Annotated in this window: 18 protein-coding genes; 5 read left to right on the top strand and 13 right to left on the bottom strand. The window is 32.6% G+C overall.

Annotated elements, in window-relative coordinates:
- Positions 1 to 1,073: 1,073 nt before the first annotated feature.
- The 12 genes from EBF09_RS05425 to EBF09_RS05370 all read right to left on the bottom strand — a co-directional run bounded on the left by EBF09_RS05425 (position 1,074) and on the right by EBF09_RS05370 (position 13,445).
- Positions 1,074 to 1,682 carry an FAD-dependent oxidoreductase gene (locus EBF09_RS05425; RefSeq protein WP_121764120.1) on the bottom strand — a complete coding sequence of 203 codons (609 nt, stop codon included), beginning with the start codon at positions 1,680 to 1,682 and terminating at the stop codon, positions 1,074 to 1,076.
- A 58-nt stretch (positions 1,683 to 1,740) separates the two neighbouring features.
- On the bottom strand, positions 1,741 to 3,639 hold the full coding sequence (gene mnmG, locus EBF09_RS05420) for a tRNA uridine-5-carboxymethylaminomethyl(34) synthesis enzyme MnmG (protein WP_121764119.1): 1,899 nt from the start codon (positions 3,637 to 3,639) through the stop codon (positions 1,741 to 1,743).
- Complete coding sequence (ligA, locus tag EBF09_RS05415; RefSeq protein WP_121764118.1) at positions 3,629 to 5,581, bottom strand: NAD-dependent DNA ligase LigA; 1,953 nt, start codon at positions 5,579 to 5,581, stop codon at positions 3,629 to 3,631. The genes mnmG and ligA overlap by 11 nt, the downstream gene beginning before the upstream one ends.
- Positions 5,581 to 6,063, bottom strand: coding sequence for an S-ribosylhomocysteine lyase (gene luxS, locus EBF09_RS05410; protein WP_121764117.1), 483 nt, complete (start codon positions 6,061 to 6,063; stop codon positions 5,581 to 5,583). The genes ligA and luxS overlap by 1 nt, the downstream gene beginning before the upstream one ends.
- 58 nt (positions 6,064 to 6,121) lie before the next feature.
- Complete coding sequence (locus EBF09_RS05405) at positions 6,122 to 7,099, bottom strand: A/G-specific adenine glycosylase (RefSeq protein WP_121764116.1); 978 nt, start codon at positions 7,097 to 7,099, stop codon at positions 6,122 to 6,124.
- The gene (locus tag EBF09_RS05400) at positions 7,093 to 8,097 is read right to left on the bottom strand and encodes an LLM class flavin-dependent oxidoreductase (RefSeq protein ID WP_121764115.1); all 1,005 of its coding nucleotides are present in this window, start codon (positions 8,095 to 8,097) and stop codon (positions 7,093 to 7,095) included. Before EBF09_RS05400 ends, EBF09_RS05405 begins: the two co-directional genes overlap by 7 nt.
- A 79-nt stretch (positions 8,098 to 8,176) precedes the next feature.
- Entirely contained in the window at positions 8,177 to 8,665 is a 489-nt protein-coding gene (locus EBF09_RS05395) for an HIT family protein (RefSeq protein ID WP_121764114.1), read from the bottom strand.
- Positions 8,666 to 8,675: 10 nt separating this feature from the next.
- Positions 8,676 to 10,145, bottom strand: coding sequence for a Mur ligase family protein (locus EBF09_RS05390; RefSeq protein ID WP_121764113.1), 1,470 nt, complete (start codon positions 10,143 to 10,145; stop codon positions 8,676 to 8,678).
- Complete coding sequence (locus EBF09_RS05385; protein ID WP_121764112.1) at positions 10,132 to 10,887, bottom strand: alpha/beta fold hydrolase; 756 nt, start codon at positions 10,885 to 10,887, stop codon at positions 10,132 to 10,134. Before EBF09_RS05385 ends, EBF09_RS05390 begins: the two co-directional genes overlap by 14 nt.
- Positions 10,887 to 11,924, bottom strand: a complete 1,038-nt coding sequence (locus tag EBF09_RS05380; protein WP_121764111.1) for a D-alanine--D-alanine ligase — start codon at positions 11,922 to 11,924, stop codon at positions 10,887 to 10,889. Before EBF09_RS05380 ends, EBF09_RS05385 begins: the two co-directional genes overlap by 1 nt.
- Before the next feature lie 84 nt (positions 11,925 to 12,008).
- The gene (locus EBF09_RS05375) at positions 12,009 to 13,079 is read right to left on the bottom strand and encodes an alanine racemase (RefSeq protein ID WP_121764110.1); all 1,071 of its coding nucleotides are present in this window, start codon (positions 13,077 to 13,079) and stop codon (positions 12,009 to 12,011) included.
- A gap of 48 nt (positions 13,080 to 13,127) precedes the next feature.
- Positions 13,128 to 13,445 carry a c-type cytochrome gene (locus tag EBF09_RS05370; protein WP_121764109.1) on the bottom strand — a complete coding sequence of 106 codons (318 nt, stop codon included), beginning with the start codon at positions 13,443 to 13,445 and terminating at the stop codon, positions 13,128 to 13,130.
- A 184-nt stretch (positions 13,446 to 13,629) separates the two neighbouring features.
- Between EBF09_RS05370 and EBF09_RS05365 the strand changes: the two genes are divergently transcribed.
- The 5 genes from EBF09_RS05365 to EBF09_RS05345 are packed head-to-tail and all read left to right on the top strand — an operon-like array spanning position 13,630 to position 18,369.
- Complete coding sequence (locus tag EBF09_RS05365; RefSeq protein WP_121764108.1) at positions 13,630 to 15,204, top strand: sensor histidine kinase; 1,575 nt, start codon at positions 13,630 to 13,632, stop codon at positions 15,202 to 15,204.
- 16 nt (positions 15,205 to 15,220) lie between these two features.
- Positions 15,221 to 15,898: a response regulator gene (locus EBF09_RS05360; RefSeq protein WP_121764107.1), complete on the top strand. Its 678-nt coding sequence runs from the start codon at positions 15,221 to 15,223 to the stop codon at positions 15,896 to 15,898.
- Positions 15,898 to 16,509: a thiamine phosphate synthase gene (locus EBF09_RS05355; protein WP_121764106.1), complete on the top strand. Its 612-nt coding sequence runs from the start codon at positions 15,898 to 15,900 to the stop codon at positions 16,507 to 16,509. Before EBF09_RS05360 ends, EBF09_RS05355 begins: the two co-directional genes overlap by 1 nt.
- Before the next feature lie 52 nt (positions 16,510 to 16,561).
- A complete protein-coding gene (locus tag EBF09_RS05350) occupies positions 16,562 to 18,076 on the top strand; it encodes a Na+/H+ antiporter NhaC family protein (RefSeq protein ID WP_121764105.1) in 1,515 nt (504 codons plus the stop codon).
- Positions 18,073 to 18,369 (top strand): YciI family protein, encoded by a 297-nt coding sequence (locus EBF09_RS05345; protein ID WP_121764104.1) that lies wholly within the window; start codon positions 18,073 to 18,075, stop codon positions 18,367 to 18,369. Before EBF09_RS05350 ends, EBF09_RS05345 begins: the two co-directional genes overlap by 4 nt.
- Before the next feature lie 109 nt (positions 18,370 to 18,478).
- Here the strand turns inward: EBF09_RS05345 and EBF09_RS05340 are convergent, their stop codons facing one another.
- Positions 18,479 to 18,766 carry a hypothetical protein gene (locus tag EBF09_RS05340; RefSeq protein ID WP_121764103.1) on the bottom strand — a complete coding sequence of 96 codons (288 nt, stop codon included), beginning with the start codon at positions 18,764 to 18,766 and terminating at the stop codon, positions 18,479 to 18,481.
- Between the last annotated feature and the right edge of the window lie 37 nt (positions 18,767 to 18,803).

Below are 18,803 nucleotides of genomic sequence, written 5' to 3'. Positions count from 1 at the left end.
GCTTTTTGTGCTTGGGGGAGTGAGGAGGGGGAGAGGCGTTTTTGTGAAAAAGGAAAGGAAGTTCCTTTTTGGACTGCCACGCAAATGCTAATGCATTTACTCGCAGTGACAGAGATAGAAACTCTTTATTGCAAAAGAATTCTCGTGGCGTAAGGGAAGAAACTGCTTGTCAGTTTTAGGTATCCTACTCTTACCTAAGAGAATTGCTTTTGAATAAAGATGCTTTAGAATTGTATTAGTTAGCAATATATTTAGATTGCCACGATTTGCTTTCGCAAATCTCGCAATGACAGGGGGGCATAAACTTTGTAAGGATGGGTGGAATGATAAAATTTTATATAAAAAGTATTTTGAGAGTGGCCTCTTAAAAGTTTGCTTACAAACTAAGGGAATCCCACTGCCGCGAACAAAATTGCTTTTTGTATAAAGTGTGGGTTTGTTGTTTGGAAAAATAAAAAGGAATGGTTTGGATTTTTTGGTTGTTCTTCAGCTTGATTCTTTGATAGTTTAGAATAATAAAAATTACTTTATATAAATTTATTTTTAGTTAAAATAAATAAAATAAACTTTACAACCCTTAAAATCTAAGGGTTTAAAAAGTCTTCAAACTAGCTTTGTGTAAAAAGATAAGATAATATTAAAAGCTAAAAAGAAATTTTAGCCTCCTTACCCGCTTTATCTTTTAAAGACTGGTTTTAATAGTTTTAAGCGTAAGTTAAGCGGGTTTTACTTAGAATATTTTAGTCTTTAATTAATTGAGCTTTAGTTATAGTTGTTTTAAGACTATAACTAGAGTGATTAAACAGTATCATAAAAATATTTATTTCTACCATTAAGCCTCCTTTAAAGCCTTTAAAAGAAAATAAAAATACTGCTTAAAACTAAATAAAATTTTACCTTTTATTCTTTGACATTGCTTTAAAATTAATTATGATTTAGTTTTAAATTGATTATAGAAATAAAAGTTATTTGGCGATATTTTTATTGAGGATTTAATATTATCCATAAATGTAAAAAATATGGATTATAATTAAAAAGCAAGCCTTTGCAAAAAAAGGCAAGCTTTTATAAATTTAACTTCTTGAGCCTTTTAAGTCATGGATTACTGCTGTTGTGCCTGCAATATCGCTAAGGATAGCACAAGCGCTTTCATTAGCACTTCCCATAGCACAAGCTACCATTGTTGTAACTCCGCTTGCTAATCCTGCTGCATACATTCCCTCTTTTATCAAATTTCTTCCGCTATTTTCTAGCATAATTTTACCCGGTTTTGGCATTAAAGGGTGGGGTTTTACTTTATCTTCTAGTCCTTTAATGGCACATTCACCAGCACCTGTTGCAAGGATCACATAATCAAATTTGCCAAAATTTTCTCCCCCTGCTACTAGACTAAAATCTCCTTTAGAGCCTGAAATTTCATCTACCTTTTTTTCTATATAGCTAACTTTAGCTAAAGAGTTGATTTGTTCTTTTGTCTTTTCTATAATCTCTTTACCACCAATGCCTCTAGGAAATAAGGGAACATTGTAGATTTCAGCTTTGTAAAGATCAGCCTTAGAGCCTCCTTCATCAAAAATACTGATTTCAAAGTTTAATTCATTTTTGATAGCACTTGCCAAAACTAGAGCGGAGCTTAAACCAGCAATAGAACCGCCAACAATAGCAACTTTTATATTTTTCATTGTTAAATCCTTTTTATAAACTAAGTGATATTTATAGCCAAAAATGGCTAAAAGGAGGTTAAATTTTTCCTTTTTTATGGTGTAGATGGATATAAAGTTGTAAAACTTCAAGGCTTGCAGGTGTGATACCGCTAATCTCGCTTGCTTCAAAAAGGCTTTTTGGAGTGAATTTTTTTAGTTTTTCAATCACTTCTAGGCTAAGTCCGGGGATTGATTCATAGCTAAAATCTTGAGGAATTTCTATGCTTAGCATTTTATCCATATTATCAATCAAAACTTGTTGTTTTTGGATATAGTTTTTGTATTTTGCTTCTATTAAAAGTTCTTCTAGTGCGCGTTTAGAATAGTTTGCAAAAGGAGTTTTGATAAGGGTATCAATTTTTAAAAGCTTTTGGAGATCAAAGCTTCTTCTGCTTACTATTGTAATCCAAGTGGTTTTATCGCTGATTTTATCTTCATTAATAGAATTTAGAAAATCCAAAACCTCTAAAGTAGGGGTAATGGGAGTGGAAGATAGCCATTCTAGTCCATTTTGAATATCTTGTTTATCTTTTAAAAGCTCTTTATAATCTTCTTCTCCCATAAGTCCTAAATTATAAGCATATTCTCCTAGCCTAAAGATTGCATTTCCCTCACGCAAAAGTAGTCTATATTCAGCACGCGAGCTAAACATTCTATAAGGCTCTTTTGTGCCTTTGGTTACTAAATCATCTACTAAAACTCCAATATAGGCTTCATTGCGTTTTAGAATAAAAGGAGGTTTGTTGTTTAAAGCAAGGGTAGCATTAATCCCAGCATAGATTCCTTGAGCGGCTGCTTCTTCATAACCTGTTGTGCCATTAATCTGCCCTGCACAATAGAGATTTTTAATCTTTTTGGTTTCAAAAGTGTGCTTTAAATCCGTAGGATTGATATAATCATATTCAATCGCATAGCCATAACGCACAATTTCTGCATTTTCTAAGCCCTCAATGCTTCTAATCATCTTTTCTTGCACATCAAAGGGTAGGGAGCTTGTAAGTCCGTTGATATAGTATTCATTTGCTTCTTTAGTTTGGGGTTCTAAAAAAAGTTGGTGGCGTTCTTTATCGCTAAAGCGATTGACTTTATCTTCAATACTAGGACAATAGCGTGGTCCTATGCCCTCAATTTGTCCGGTAAACATCGGAGCGCGATGAAAATTGGAGCGGATAATTTCATGAGTTTTTGCGTTTGTGTAGGTTACATAGCAAGGAAGTTGTGTGGGGTTAAATTCCTCTCCATTAAGCTCTTTTTGCGTTTTGTGGCTAAAAAAGGGTGCAGGGCTATCGCCATGGTGCTTTTCTAAATTGCTAAAATCAATGCTACTAGCTTTAATCCTCGCACAAGTCCCAGTTTTGAGCCTACCTACATCTAAGCCTAGTTCTTTTAGATTTACTCCAAGTTCAATGGAAGGTGGTTCTCCTGCTCTTCCATTGCTTGAAGTGTGTTCGCCTATGTGGATTTTTCCTTGTAAAAAAGTTCCTGTGGTTAAAATGATCTTTTTAGCAAAATATTTTTTGCCAATGGAGGTTATTACTCCCATAGCTTCGTTATTTTCAATGATTAAAGAGCTAACGCTTTGTTGTGCTATGGTTAGATTTTTAGTGCTATAACACAAATCTCTTGCGATAATTTTATATCTATCCATATCAATTTGCGCTCTTGTGCCTTGCACGGCTGGTCCCTTAGAGGCATTTAGGATTCTAAATTGAATCCCGCATTTATCAGTGATATAGCCCATTACTCCACCTAGAGCATCAATCTCTTTAACTAAATGTCCTTTGCCAAGCCCACCCACTGCGGGGTTGCAACTAGCAGCACCGATTTGTTCTACTAAAATGCTTAAAAGCAGGGTTTTAGCACCCATTTTAGCACATACAATAGAAGCTTCAATCCCTGCATGTCCGCCACCTATTACAATTACATCATAATCCATACATTTCCTTAAATTCTTTTTCATTTAAAATTTTTACACCTAAATCTTGTGCTTTTTTAAGCTTGGATCCTGCATCTTCTCCACATAATAAAAAGTCGGTTTTTTTAGAAACGCTTGAGCTTACTTTTGCTCCTACTTTTTCTAGCAACTCTTCATAAAATTCTCTTTTTTGTGAGAGTGTTCCTGTGATAACTAGAGTTTTATTGCTAAAAGGCGAAGAGGGCAAGGAATCTTCTTTTTGTACATTAGGGGTTAAAAGGGTTAAAAGATTGATAATGCGTTCTTTATTGACTTCTAAAAATTCTACTAAGGAGTTTGCCATCTCACACCCAAAGCCTTCAAGAGCCATAAAATCTTCATGCGTCTTTAAATAAAAATCTAGCCCAAAAGTGCTTGCGATTTTTTTGCTGGCTCCCTCGCCTATGTGTTCAATTCCTAAGGCATTGATAAAACGCCATAAATCTACACCTTTTGTATCTTTAATGGCTTTTAAAAGATTATTAATTTTCTTTTCTTTAAAGCCTTCAAGATTCTCTAAATCGCTAAATTTTAAAGAAAAAAGATCTTCAATGCTTTTGATTTTCTCCATGTCGTATAAAAGCTCTACGATTTTATCTCCTAAACCATCAATATTTAAGGCTTTTTTGCTAGCAAAGTGGATAATAGAGTTTTTCACTCTTGCTTCACAATTTAAATTTTGGCATTTAATAAGCTTTTCTTCAATAAGTAATTCTTTACCACAAATGGGGCAATGGGTTGGAATTTTGCATTTTTTTTGTGTGCCATCGCGTAATGCAGGAAGGGATTTTATGATTTTTGGAATCACATCTCCACTGCGGATTAAAATCACAGAATCATTGATTTGAATATCTTTTTTGCTAATTTCATCAAAATTGTGTAAAGTAGCTCTGCTAACCTTTGCACCCTCAATTAACACAGGTTCTAAAATAGCAACAGGAGTAACCACTCCACTTCTTCCTACTTGCAAGGCAATATCCAAGATTTTAGCCCTTTTTTCTAATGCAGGGAATTTATAAGCGCAAGCAAATCTAGGGGATTTTATCGTAAAGCCTAAACTTTTTTGTAAAGGAATATCATCAAGCCTAATTACCATACCATCTAGCATAATAGGGTAGGTATCCCTTTGTGCTATGAGCTTAGTATAAAGCTCTTGTATTTCTTCTAAACTTTTGCAAGTTTTAGAAAAAGGCGAACTAATAAAACCAAAGCTTCGAATCTTTTCCATTAATGCAAAAAAGCTATCCTCTTGCATACTGCAATATCCTACACCCCAAGGAATAAACTGCAATTTACGCTTAGCAGTGATACTGCTATCAAGTTGTCTTAAGCTACCAGCTGCTGCATTGCGTGGATTTGCAAAGAGATTCTCGCCTCTAGCTTCCCTTTCTTTATTTAAGATTTCAAAATCATCTTTTGGGATAACGCATTCTCCCCTTATTTCAATGCGTTCTTTATAGGGGATAGATAAAGGAATGCTTTGAATGGTTTTTGCATTTTGTGTAACCTCTTCGCCTATAAAGGCATCGCCTCTAGTGGCTGCTTTTATAAGGTTTCCATCTTCATAAAGGAGATTTAAGCTTGCTCCATCAAATTTTGGATCAAGGCTATAAAGGAGATTGGAGCCATATTTTTCCATTCGCTCCATCCAAGCTTTTAGTTCAGCAGTATCAAAAACATCATCTAAGCTCCACATACGCTCAATATGGCTAGATTTGTTAAAAGAATCTAAAATCTTATCTCCCACTCTTTGTGTAGGAGAGTTTTTAGCACAAAGGGTTGGATTTTTTTCTTCAAATTCCTTAACTTTATGATAGAGAAGATCATATTCCTCATCACTTGCTAATGGATCATCTAACACATAATAATGCTTTGCCCAAAGATTTAAGGTATCTATGGCTTTTAAATATTCTAAATGTTGCATTATAGTTTTAACTCTAAAGCCTTGTTATTCATGATACTAATTCCCTTGTTTAGCGTATCTTGCGCGATTTGTTTGGCAGCTTCTAGGGAGTGCATTTTATAAGTGCCACATTGAAGCTCATTGGCTTCTGGGATATTATCCACTTTTAAGATGTCTTGCATACTCGCTTCCCAAGCATTTTTTACAGCTTCTTCACTGGGTTTTCCAATAAGGCTCATATAAAATCCTGTGCGACAACCCATAGGAGAAATATCAATGATTTCTACTTCAGTGCTATTTAGATGATCCCTCATAAAGCCTGCAAATAAATGTTCTAGCGTATGGATACCCTCTTGTGAGAGAATTTCAGCATTTGGTTTGCAAAAACGCAAATCAAAAACGCAAATTTCATCACCACTTTTTGTGTGCATAACTTTACCTAATCTTACAGCAGGGGCTGGCATTTTGGTGTGATCTACTTTAAAACTATCTAAAAGAGGCATACTATTCCTTTTATAAAAATTTTTATGCAATGCTATAAAAAAATAACCTATAAAGAGATTAAAAAGAGTAATTTTCTAATTCTTTTAAAATTTTTAGAGCCATAGAGGAAAGAGGTAGGGAATCTAACTCTTCTTTGCTAAAAAATTCTAAATTGCTTAAATTAAGTGAAGTTTGCGGATAGATGAATACTTTTAGGTGGTATTTAGTATAAGAATGATTAATGTTAAAAAGGGGTTTTGCGGGTGGAATATCTAAAAGGGGTGGAAAATTATAGAGGTTAAAATAAAGCTTTTCTTTGCTTTTTGTAAGGGCTATTTTGCCATCTTGAATTAAAAGAGCTAGGTGTAATTCTTCTTTAGAATAGTTTTGCTTTTTTACAAGACTAAAGATGTGGGGATTAGCCTTGCCAATGCAGTGAGAATTTAGGGGGCAAATCTCACATTTTGGAGCTTTAGGAGTGCATATCAGTGCGCCTATGTCTAGCAAGGCTTGATTGTGTAAAAAGGGTTGTTTGTGGTTTAAAATCAAATCTGCTTTTTGTTCTAGTGTTTTTTGTGTTGTGCTAAGTGGAGGGAGTCCAAAAAGACGCAAGAGGATTCTTTTGATATTGGAATCTACAAAGCTAACAGATTCATCAAATCCAAAACAAGCAATCGCACCAGCAGTGTAAGCACCAATTCCGGGCAATTTTTGGAGTTCTTTTTTGCTTTGCGGGAGTTTGCCTTGTGTGATTTTGGCACATTTTAAAAGATTTCTAGCGCGCGAATAATAGCCTAAACCTCTCCATGCAAGAAGCACTTCTTCTTCACTTGCCTTGCTTAGAGCTAAAAGATTAGGAAATTTTTCTAAAAAAGGAAAATAGAATTTCTCTAATACGGGTTTAACTTGTGTTTGTTGGAGCATAAACTCACTGATTAATACGCGGTATGGCCTTTCTTTGTGTGTAGTGTCTCTCCAAGGAAGAGAGATTCTACCCTCCTTTTCATACCATGAGAGAAGGGTGGTGTGTAGTTTGCAAAGTTCCTCTTTTAGCATTCAATAAAAGGTAAAATTTCTTCTTTGTAAATTTTTAGTTGATTTTTTGCATCTTCTAGGCTTGGCGTAAGCAATTTAAGTGCTAAAGAACTAAAAGAGATGTCTTTTTGTAGGTTTTTAATCTGTTCAATGCAATCTTTTGGAGTTCCTACAATAAGGTTTTCTAAAATTTTATCCTTATTAAAGAAATCTGCTCTAAACTCTTCATAATCGCTCGTCTTAATAATCGATTCAAAAGTGGGATTTTCTTTGTTTGCTTTTAGCATTCTTTGTGTGAAAATATCTATACCTATTTGTGCTTTTTCTTCTGCACTTTTTCTATCTGTATCTACATAAAAAGCTCTTGCTAGTGTAAATTCATAAGATTTTTTATTGTGTGTTTTAAAGAGTGTATGGATTTCTTCTGCTCTTTTTTTGTTTAATGTTAAAGAACCAAGAAAGTTATGTCCTGCTTTGGCTGATTTTATAAGTGTTTCTTCATGATCGCTTGCGACAAAAAATGGAACAATATTGCTAGGGTGCGGACAAATACTGATATTGTTGATTTCAAAATATTTTCCATCATAATTTACTTGATTTTTATATAAAAGCTCATGGATAATCTCTGCACTCTCTAGCATAATCTCACGGTTTGTTTTTGCATTTGCTCCCATAGCAATATCAAAAATAGGAAAAGCCCCTCTAGCAAAGCCAAAAAGAAATCTTCTTTTTCCTAAAATATCTAAAGTAGCGATTTCTTCACTTAGCTTTATGGGGTGATAATGAGGGAGCAAGATAGCAGCACTACCAATTTTAATATTTTTTGTAGTGGCTAATGCATAGCTTAAAAGGGGTATAATAGAAGCACAAGTGGTAAAATTATTAAAATGATGTTCTCCAATCCAAGCTTCTTCTAAACCTATTGCATCGCAATATTTAATAAGCTCAAAAGTGCTATGAATTGCATTTTCTTCATTATTATTCCAATTTTCCATAAGTGTGAAAATACCGCTTTTCATTTTGTTTTCCTTAAGTTTTTGGTTTGGATTATCTTAGCAAGAATTCCTTATAGCTTCGCTTAATTTAAAGGAGAATCCTTTATTTAAAATGCTTTTTTGCTAATGTTTTTATTTTTTGAAAAATTTCTTCAAAATTTACTCCATAAACTCTTCCCTCATTAATTGTGGTAAAAAAGTTTGTATCTCCTATAAAGCGAGGAATAAGATGTAAATGCAAGTGATCTGGGATTCCAGCTCCTCCTGCTTTTTTGATGTTGATGCCATAATTTACTCCTTGAGCCCCAAATTCTTCTAAAAGCAAAACTCCTTTTTGCCCAAAAGTTTGCAAATGTAGCCAAATTTCACTCTCTAAAGTAGCAGGGGAATTGGTGTGAATATGGGGAATAATTAAAAAATGTCCGGGAGTATAGGGATATTTATTCATTACGCAAAAAATTTTGTCATCGCGATAAAATACTCTATTTTTTGTATCGTCTTCTTTGTGTTGTGAAAGATTGCAAAAAATGCAACCTTCTTCTTTGGAGTCACCAAAATAATCTGCCCTCCAAGGTGCATAAAGATATTCCATTGTTTCTCCTTTAAATATAGCTTGGTGCATCGTTGGCAAAAAGTATTAAATCTCCTTCATGTGTGAGTGATTTTAAAAGATTTTCTATATGGTTTTTATCTTTTAGGACAATTTTTTGTGGATTATGGATATTGCTTTGGAGGATTTTAGAGTTTAATTCCCCTGTGATAATTGCAATATCAAAAACTTTATCAATGGCTTGTGCTAGTTTTATGTTAGATTCTTCATTGCTTTCTACAAGCCCTGGTGTTACGATGATTTTTTTATCTTTATGCAAAGAAGAGAGGCGAATGGCCTCTAGCATTCCATCAAGATTGCCATTATAACTATCATCTAGGATAAGTTTATTATTTACATTGATTTTACTTAGGCGATGGCTTGTTGGCTCTAGTTTAGAAACTAATTTCACAATTTCTTTTGTAGGGATTCCTAAGTCTTTTGCGACTGCAATAGCAGCACTAATATTAATTACATTAAAAGCCCCTAAAATCTTTGTGCTAAATTCTACTTGTGTGGAATCTAATTCTAGGCTAAAAGTAGTTCCATCAAGTGTTGCGTTAATGTTTTTAGCATTATGAGGAAAATAGAAAATAGGAGCATTACAAGAAGTAGGAGGGGTATTTTTCTCATAAATATAGGCTTTTTGCAGATAAGGGCTTTGTAAAATTTCATATTTTGTTGCATAGATGGTTTGTATATCTTTAAAGTATTCAATATGTGCTTCGCCAATTTTGCCTACTACTACAATTTGCGGAGAAACTAAATCTACAATTTCTTTGATATTTCCAATAGCTCTTGCGCCTGCTTCTATGATATAAATATCAGTAAGAGGGGATAGGTTTTGGTTAATATCTGCAATAATCCCTGCAAGCGTATTGACACTTCTTGGAGTGGTATAGACTTTAAAATCTTCATGGAGCATTTGGAAAAGAAAGTTTTTAAGGCTTGTTTTGCCATAGCTACCTGTAATTGCAATCACTTTTAGATTTGGCATAATTGCTAATTTTTCTTTAGCTAATTTTTTGTAGCGGTTTAATAAGATTTTTTCTAAAAGATTGGATAAAAACAAAGAAATAGGTAAAGGTAAAAGATAAACACATTCAACTAAAGGGGTATGGGGATTGTCTAAACCTACATTTAAAAATAATAAATCATTAAAAAGGATAAAAGAAATATATATAAAGAAAAATCGTAAAACTCTACCTGTGAAAATTAGCTTTTTGCTAAGATTGAAAGCCCAAATTGCAAGAGCAATCACATAAAGATATAAAACAATGTAAGAATAAACATTATCAGGGATAAAAATAAAATAAATCACAGGCAAAATAAAATAAATAATATGCCATCTAAATTTGTGGTGTTTAAAAACTACTCTTAGAAATTTATAATGATACCATTGAAAGTTTGTGATAACATAATAGCCAAGAGCTACTAAAAAAACCCAATGCGTCAGCATTAAAAAATAATCAAGTGTTTGCATAATTATCCTTTAGAATAGATTTTTGGGAATAGAGTTTAGCGATTTCCTCTCCTTGTTGTAAAAAAAAGAAATGATCTCCCCTTAGTGCATAAAAGTTAGAATCTTTAATTAAAGTTGCGATAGTTTCACCACAAAATAGAGGAGTGGTAGTATCTTCTTTGCCCCAAAAAATATGTGCTTTATGGGGAAAGTTTGCAAAAAGTGGGCTAAAATCTTCATTCACTACATTTTTAAAGGTTTGATACATCATTTCTGGCATATTTTGCACATCTTTAGAACGCAATAAAGTGCGGAACTTTTGTGAGATAAAAGGAAAGGTTTTATTGAGTATTTTTGTAAGTAAAATTTTAGATTTTACTTTAAAACTTTTTTTAGGCACAATTCCTGCACTACTTAGCAAAATAAGTTCTTGTGGTGCAAGTAAAATACTTACTTTACCACCAAAACTATGCCCCATAAGAAGATCTTTGTGAGCTTTAAGTTTATTTAAAAAGATTTCTATGATATTGGCATAATCTTGAGTAGTTAAAGCAATGTTGGGCAAAGAAGAAGCACCAAAACCTGGTAAATCTATGTAAATATGCCTAAAATCTAAAAAATAATTACCAAAAGCTTGTTTCATAAGGTTTTTGTTAGAACCCCAACCATGCAAGATAATGAGATCTTTTGTATTTGTGGGGTGCAAAATCTCATAAGAGATTTCAAAAGGATTGTTTTCATAAATAAGAGATTTTAATGCCACTATTTTCCTTTGGCAAATTGAATTTTGTGTAAAAATTCATAAGCAATTCTTATATCTTTTGGTTTAGGCAATGCTTTGCTTAAGTCTTCTAAAGCACTTTTAAAATCGCTAAAAAGGTAGTTTGCTAAACTTCCTGGAATTGGATTAATTTCGTTTAAATAGCATTCTTCATCTTTTATGAAAAAATCACATCTTATTAATGCACCTTCAAATAAATGGTTATAAATCTTAGCAAAGCTTTCTTTTAGTTTTTCTTCTAAATGTGGGCTAAGAGAGGCTTTTTGAATTTCTTTAGTGCGAGAAAAATCAAGATATTTTTTATCAAAATCTAAAAATTCCTTTTTTTGTGGTTCTTCAATAATTGAAAATACTAAGCCATCTTTGCCTTTAAAACCGGCTAGATTATATTCTTTTATTCCGCTTATAAAGGGTTCTATTAAGACTTTTTCATCAAACTCAAAGGCAACTTCTAGTGCATATTCTAGCTCCTCTTTATTTTTTGCAAGAGAGATACCTATGGAGCTTCCAAGTCGTGCAGGTTTGATGATTAGAGGAAAGCTAAGATTAGTTGGGATTTCTTCATTTTTATAAAGGATAGAGTAGGGGAGGGATTTTACATCTTTATTTTGGCAAAGGAGCTTTGTGAGCTCTTTGTCAAAACTTAGCACACAAGCGGCATTGCGTGGTCCAATAAAAGGAATTTTGAAAAAATCCAAAAGAGAAGCGATTTTACCATCTTCCCCATCTCCTCCATGGACTAAGCAAAGAATTGTTGGGAGTAATAGGGGCTTAAAGCCTAAAAAACTTTTTTGATAAAAACCGCCAGATTGTAAATATAATTTTGTGCATTTTAAATAGTTTTTTTGTGAAAAAAAGGTAGATTGCATTTTATCTTTTGGGATAAGATAAAAATCTCCTTTTTCATCTAAAAAAATAAAATGCTCTAAGTTTGGAAGTAGTTTTTTAAGGGAAATCGCACTTACAATGCTAATTTCGTGTTCATAAGAGTTGCCACCAAATAAAATACAAAAATTCAAAATCTATCCTTTAGTGTTATTTTGTAAAGAGAGTTTAGAATAATACCAAAACTTACAAAACTCTTTACTAAAAGTTTGAAAATTTTAAATAATTTTTTTGGGAATATAAGAATGTAAATGCACTAAGATTTCATAGGGAATGGTGTTAAAAGCTTTTGCAAATTCGCTTACATCTTCAAAGATGCAAACTTCTTCTTGTGTGCTTTGTATGCTGATGCAATCCATAGAAGCACGCGCAAAGATTCTATAACCCTCTTTTGTAAAAAGCTCCATTCCTTCTTTTATTCTAAAAAGCCCATCTCCATAGCCTATATCATAGGTAGAAATTTGCATATCTTCTAGTGCCTTAGAAGTTCCGCTATATCCTATGGTTTGTCCTTTTAGCAGTTTGCAAGTAGAGATTTTTTGCGCCCATAATGATGCTATGGGCTTTAGATTGTGTTGAAAGTTAAAGACAGAATCTGCACATAAATAGCCATAAAAAGCAATTCCAAAGCGGTAAAAACTATCTTCTAAAAAATCTTGTTTGTCTTGTGTGGTATTATCCCTAAAAGCACCTGAAGAGCTAAGAGAATGAAAGCGAGGCAAGGGAAGATTTAGGCTTTTTGTGAAACTTAAAACCTCTTTTTTAATTTGTGAGAAATTTTGGTTTTGACTAAAAAACTCTGCACCCAAATCATCACCATAGCCATTGTGTGTAAAAACACCTATTAATTTTAAATTTTTTTGTGTGATAATGTTAAAAGCTTCTTTTAATTCTTCTTTGCTAATGCCATTGCGATTCATACCACTATTTACTTTGAGTTCAATTTGTGTGCCATTTGGGAGAGTTTTTAAAAATTCTAAACTCGCTACACAAAAAAGAATGTTGGGCGTTTTTAAACATTGTTCAAAATGGTTTTGTAAAAAACAGCTTTGTGGATATAAAATAGAAATATTTTCAAATAGATGTTGGATACAAAGAGCTTCTTGCATATTTTTTACAAAAGCATTTTTGATAGATTTTTGATGTGCTAGTTTTGCGATTTCTAAAATCCCGTGCCCATAAGCATTGTCTTTTAGCACAATGGCAATTTTATTTTCATCTTTGGTGAGATTTTTTAACACTTGATAATTATTAAAGAAATTATTTTGATTGATTTTTAAATAAGGCATTGTTTTTCTAAGAAAGAGAATCTAAAAGCATAAAAGCTTTTAGATAAGTTATTTTTTTGGTAGTTTTGAAATATAATCAGCTACTGCTTCAATATCATCATCTGTTAATTTCCAGTTTTTCATATTTGCATACATAATAGCTTTAGCACCACCATTGTCAGCAGTTCCTGCTCTATAACCTTTAAGTTGTTCCATGATTCTATCTTTAGCCATACCACCGATAGTGATACCACCTACGCTTCCTGGAGCTACTCTTTCACCATTTGCACCATGACAAGCAATACATTTTTTAAAAATTGCTGCACCATCAGCTGCCATTAAACAGCCACTAGCAATTACTAAACTGAAAAGAACTTTCTTTAACATTTTTAAACTCCTAATTTAAATGATATAATTTCATAAGCAATATACCTTGAAAATCATTAAAATATGCTTTAAGGCAAAGAAATTTAATCATTGATAAGAAAAAGTGAGTAAAATTTTGCAATAAATTTTTGATTTTTAAAAGTTTTATGGTTTTAGATAAAAGTTTTTTAGATAAAGGAATAATGTGGCTTTAAGATTTTTTGGTGCGTCTTTAGAGGATAAAGCAAGGATTTTAGTCTTTAATATCGCTTGTGGATTGCTTTCTTTGGCGGTTGTGTCTTATGTGTTTTATTTTAGTCTGAAAAATGATTTTGATATTTTGTTTTCAAGTTATAGTCAAAATACAATCTATTTAGAAAAAATGCGTAAATTTATTGTTTCAGATTCTAAAGAAATGCCAAATAGGGAGAATTTGGATAACAATATAGAGCAAATCAAAAAGCTTTGGGAAAAAGCCGAAGGAATAGAGCTAAAATATCAAGAAAATTTTATTATAGAACAAGTAAGAAAAGCTTATTTGTTTTTTCTAAGTCAAGAAGAAAGTGGTTATTATCATAAAATTTTAGATAAAGAGAGATATTATTACCAAAAGTTACACCAAAAACTCATTTCCTATCTTGATTTTTTAAAAACTTATTCTTTAAAAGATACAGATTTTAATAATCGTTTAAAAAATATTTCTAAAGAATTAAATGTAGAGATTTCTAATGTGATTACAAGCTCCCTTGAAGTGGCAATTTATCAAAAAGAACGCAGTGATTTGTTGTATAATATTTTGCTAGTAGTGGTATTTGTGATTATGTGTTTGATTATGTTAATTACTCTTTTGCTTAGTTTTGTGATTTTAAAGCATATTAAGAATCTCCATGCGGTGCTAGAAATTAAGATTAAAGAAAAGACAAAAGAACTTCAAGAGCTAAATGATTCTTTGCAGGACACTATTGCAAAAGAAGTATTGGAAAGTAGAAAAAAAGATCAAATTATGTATCAGCAAGCAAGACTTGCGAGTATGGGAGAGATGATACAAAATATCGCACATCAATGGCGACAGCCCTTAAATGCTTTAATCTTGCTTATACAAGCCTTTAGGGTAAAATCCCAAAATGGAAAGCTTACACAAGAGTTTGTAGAAATGCAAGTAGAAGATGGTATGAAGATAGCCAAGCAAATGTCAAGAACCATAGAGGATTTTAGAAGCTTTTTTCATCAATCCATTCAAAAAGAGAGATTTAATCTAAAAGAGCTTATGGAAGAAACCATAGCACTCATTAGTCCTCTTTTAAAGCAAAATGAGATAAATATTCAAATTGAATGTTTTAAAGATATTGAAATTTTTGGGCTTAAAAGTTCTTTATCGCAAGTTATTTTAAATCTAGTGAAAAATTCTCAAGATGCTTTAAAAAGCAGAGAGATAAAACCAGCAGAAATTTATATTAATGCCTATGAATTTAAAGAAAATCTCGTTAAAATTGAATGTTTGGATAATGCAGGTGGAATAAAACTAAGCGATATTCATAAAGTTTTTGAGCCTTATTTTACTACCAAGCATAAATCTGTTGGCACAGGAATTGGGCTATATATGTCTAAGCAGATTATTGAAAAACAGATGCAAGGTAGCATAGAAGTGCAGAATATGCAGTGGAAAGGTGGTGAATGTAAGTTTTGTCAAGAGGGAGCTTGTTTGAGAGAATGTGAGAGTGAAGTAGGAGCTTGTGGGGCACAATTTACTATCACAATACCAAAAAATGCTGAAATTTGATGTTTAGGAGTATTGAATGTTGAGTAAAAATGATGAAAAGATGCTCAAAAAAATAAGAGTATTGTATGTAGAAGATGAGGAAGATATTTTAAAATTTGCCAAAATGGTATTAGAAGATTATGTAGGAGAGCTTTATGTTGCAAAAAATGGCAAAGAGGCCTTAGAGATTTTAAAAGAACATAATATTGATGTAGTGATTAGCGATATTTTGATGCCAAAATTAAATGGGATTGAGCTTGTGAGAGAGATTAGGAAAAATACTCTTTTAAATGTAGCAGTAGTGATTGCCACAGCTCATACAGAAACGCAATATTTGCTAGATTGTATAGAGTTAAAAGTAGATGGTTATGTGCTAAAGCCTATTGATGTTAATGAGCTTTTAAACACTCTTTTAAAGGCGGTTTTGCCTAAATTTCAAGCAGTAGAATTGCATTCTAAAAATGTGCTTTTAAATGCGATTTCTGTTTTTGTGGGTGGAAAGAAAATTGAAATTATTAAATATTTAATAGAACACACAGATAAAGAAAATATTTTTTATGGTTCTTATGAAGATATTGTTTTAGAAGTTGGCGTGAGTAAGCCTACTGTGGTAAAGACTTTTAGACAGCTTATTGACACAGGGCTTTTAGTGCGTTTAAAAAACAAGATTTACAAGCTTCAGCCTGATATTTCCCAATATAAAGAAGAATCTTAATGCTAAAAGGTATTTATGCAATTAGTGATGATAGACTAATCCCTTATTCTAAAATCTTTGCTTCTTTAGAAGAAGCTATCAAGGCAGGAATTAGCATTTTTCAATTACGCGATAAAGTAAGCAAAGATATAGAAATTAAAAATTTAGTGCTAGAATTAGAGGATTTTTGTAAAGAAACTGGAGTGCAATTTATCCTAAATGATAGGATAGATTTGGCAATTAGATTAAAAGTAAGTGGTTTGCATATTGGAAAAAAGGAGAATGAAGAGCTTTATAGCAAGGAAGAACTAAGAAAGATTAGACAAGAATTTTTGGGAATTTTGGGAATCTCTTGTTATGATAGTTTAGAAACCGCAAAGAGAGCCTATGAAATAGGGGCAGATTATGTGGCTTTTGGAGCCTGTTTTTCTTCTAGCACAAAACCTCATGCAAAAAAGCTAGATTTAGAAATTTTTAGTAAATTTGAAGCTTTACCAAAATGTGCTATTGGTGGGATTAATGCACAAAATGTTTCGCAAATTAAAAATGCTCAAATGATAGCTTGTATTCAAGGGATTTGGGAAGGAAATATCACGCAAAATATAAAGGCATTAAAGCAAAATTTTGTGTAATTTTGTTAAAATCCCCACTATTTATGAATAATTTAAATAAAGAAAGGTAAAGATGTATAGCGATTCTGCTTTAAGTTTGCTAGTTCCCATTGTTGTAATTGCAATGGTTTTAATTACTAAGCGTGTAGTTTTGTCTTTGTTGGTGGGGATTATCTTAGCTGGGATTATGCTAAAGAGTGATTTGTATTCTATGATGGAGTATGTTTATAATGCAATATCAAGCGTCTTTTATAGTGAAGAGGGGATTAGTCTAAATACTTTTTATATTTTTGGCTTTTTGATATTGCTAGGTATTTTGACACAACTTATGCAGTGTTCTGGTGGGATTAATGCTTTTGTGCATTGGGCTAGACAGAGGATTAAAAGCCCAAAAGGTTCGGAATTTTTAGCTTTTATTGCTGGAATTGTGATTTTTATTGATGATTATTTTAATGCTTTAAGTGTGGGACAAATCGCAAGACCGCTTAATGATGCAAACCATTCTACAAGAGAAAGATTAGCCTATATTATTGATTCAACTTCAGCGCCTGTATGTATTTTAATGCCAATTTCAAGCTGGGGAGCTTATGTTTTGGGTTTAATGAGTGGACTGATTGAGGGGCAATCTGCTTTTAGCGTGTTGGTAGAGAGCATTTTTAGAAACTATTATGCTTGGTTTGCCTTAGCAGGGGTGTTTTTTGTGATTTATTGGCAGATTAATCTACCCATTATGAAGAAAAATCAAAATGTGGGTGCTGAATCTTTTGATGAGATTAAACCCCATACAAGTGGAAGTATGTGGCTACTTATTGTGCCGATTGTATCTTTGATTTTTTTGGTGGCATTTTTTATTTTTTATAGTGGTTATAAAGAAGTGCAGACTTTTGATTTTATTGCAATGCTTGGAGAAGCACAGACGGGATTTTCACTCTTTTGGGGTGGATTTTTTGCGCTTTTGATTGCACTTTTTATCTCTTTTAAGCATATCAATGGAAGAGATTTTTATCTAATTTGTAAAGATGGTTTTTTGTCCATGCTTCCTGCAATTTTAATTTTAATTTTAGCATGGGCGATAGGACCAGTGATTAAAAATGATTTACAAACAGGAGTATATCTTTCTAATCTTAGTAAGGATTTTATTTTAGAGGCAAATTTATCTCCTAATTTAATCGTTCCGCTTGCTTTATTTTTAAGTGCAGGATTTATTGCGTTGTGTATGGGGACAAGTTGGGGAACTTTTGCGATTATGCTTCCTATTAGTGTGAGTGTTGCTAGTGCAAATGGAGCAGATGTTATGCTTGCTATTGCAGCAGTTTTAGGGGGGGCTGTGTATGGAGATCATGCCTCGCCAATTTCTGATACTACGATCCTCTCAGCAACAGGTGCGGGCTGTTCTGTGCAAAGTCACTTTATTACACAATTACCTTATGCTAGTATGATTGCGGTTGTGGCTTTTATAAGTTATGGAGTTGCAGGAGCATTCCAATCTTTTGTGATGGGATATGTGGTGGGTTGGATTTTGCTTTTTAGCTTATTTTTTATATTAAAAAGATATTATGGAGAAAAAATATTAAGGGAAAAAGCATGAGAAATTTGTTTTTAATACTTGTAAATTACACAAAACCTTTGGAGGTAATTGATGAGATTTTACCAGCACATAGGGAATTTTTAAAAGAAAATTATAAAGAGGGAAAATTGCTTACAAGCGGACCTAGAGAGCCACGCGTAGGGGGAATTATTTTAGGGAAATTTAAAGATAAAGAAGAAGCACTTAAATTTACAAGGCAAGATCCTTTTTATCAAAATCAAGCAGCTTCTTATGAGATTATGGAGTTTAATCCTGTGTTACATGATGAGAGTTTGAAAAACTTTTTAGCATAAATAAATGTAGAGTTAAGATCAAAACTCTACATTTAGAGTTTTTGTGAGAGTGTAAGGAGTTTATACTTATAAGAAAATTGTATGAAATTAGGCAATGTAGTTTTTATGATTAATTAAAGCTAGAATTTTGTTCTCTTTTTAAATCTTCTTCAAAATAATACCACTCTAAATCTGCGGGAATGGAAACATCTTTTGGCTTTTGTCTTTGCATTTGTGATTGGATTCCGCTTTTGCTATAACCAAAGATTTTTCCATCATTCATAAAATAATAAGTAGCACCAGCACCGATGCCTGCTCCAAGTAAGAATGCATCTGTTTTGTTGGAAATGCAACCATTAAAAATCAAAGATACACTCATTAAAACAACACCAACTCCTAAGGTTTTTAAGATTTTCATAACATTCCTTTGTTGAATATTTTATAAACTCTAAGCA

The sequence above is a fragment of the Helicobacter burdigaliensis genome (assembly GCF_003670295.1).
Classification (GTDB): domain Bacteria; phylum Campylobacterota; class Campylobacteria; order Campylobacterales; family Helicobacteraceae; genus Helicobacter_D; species Helicobacter_D burdigaliensis.
This window is presented reverse-complemented; position numbering and strand designations above follow the sequence as displayed.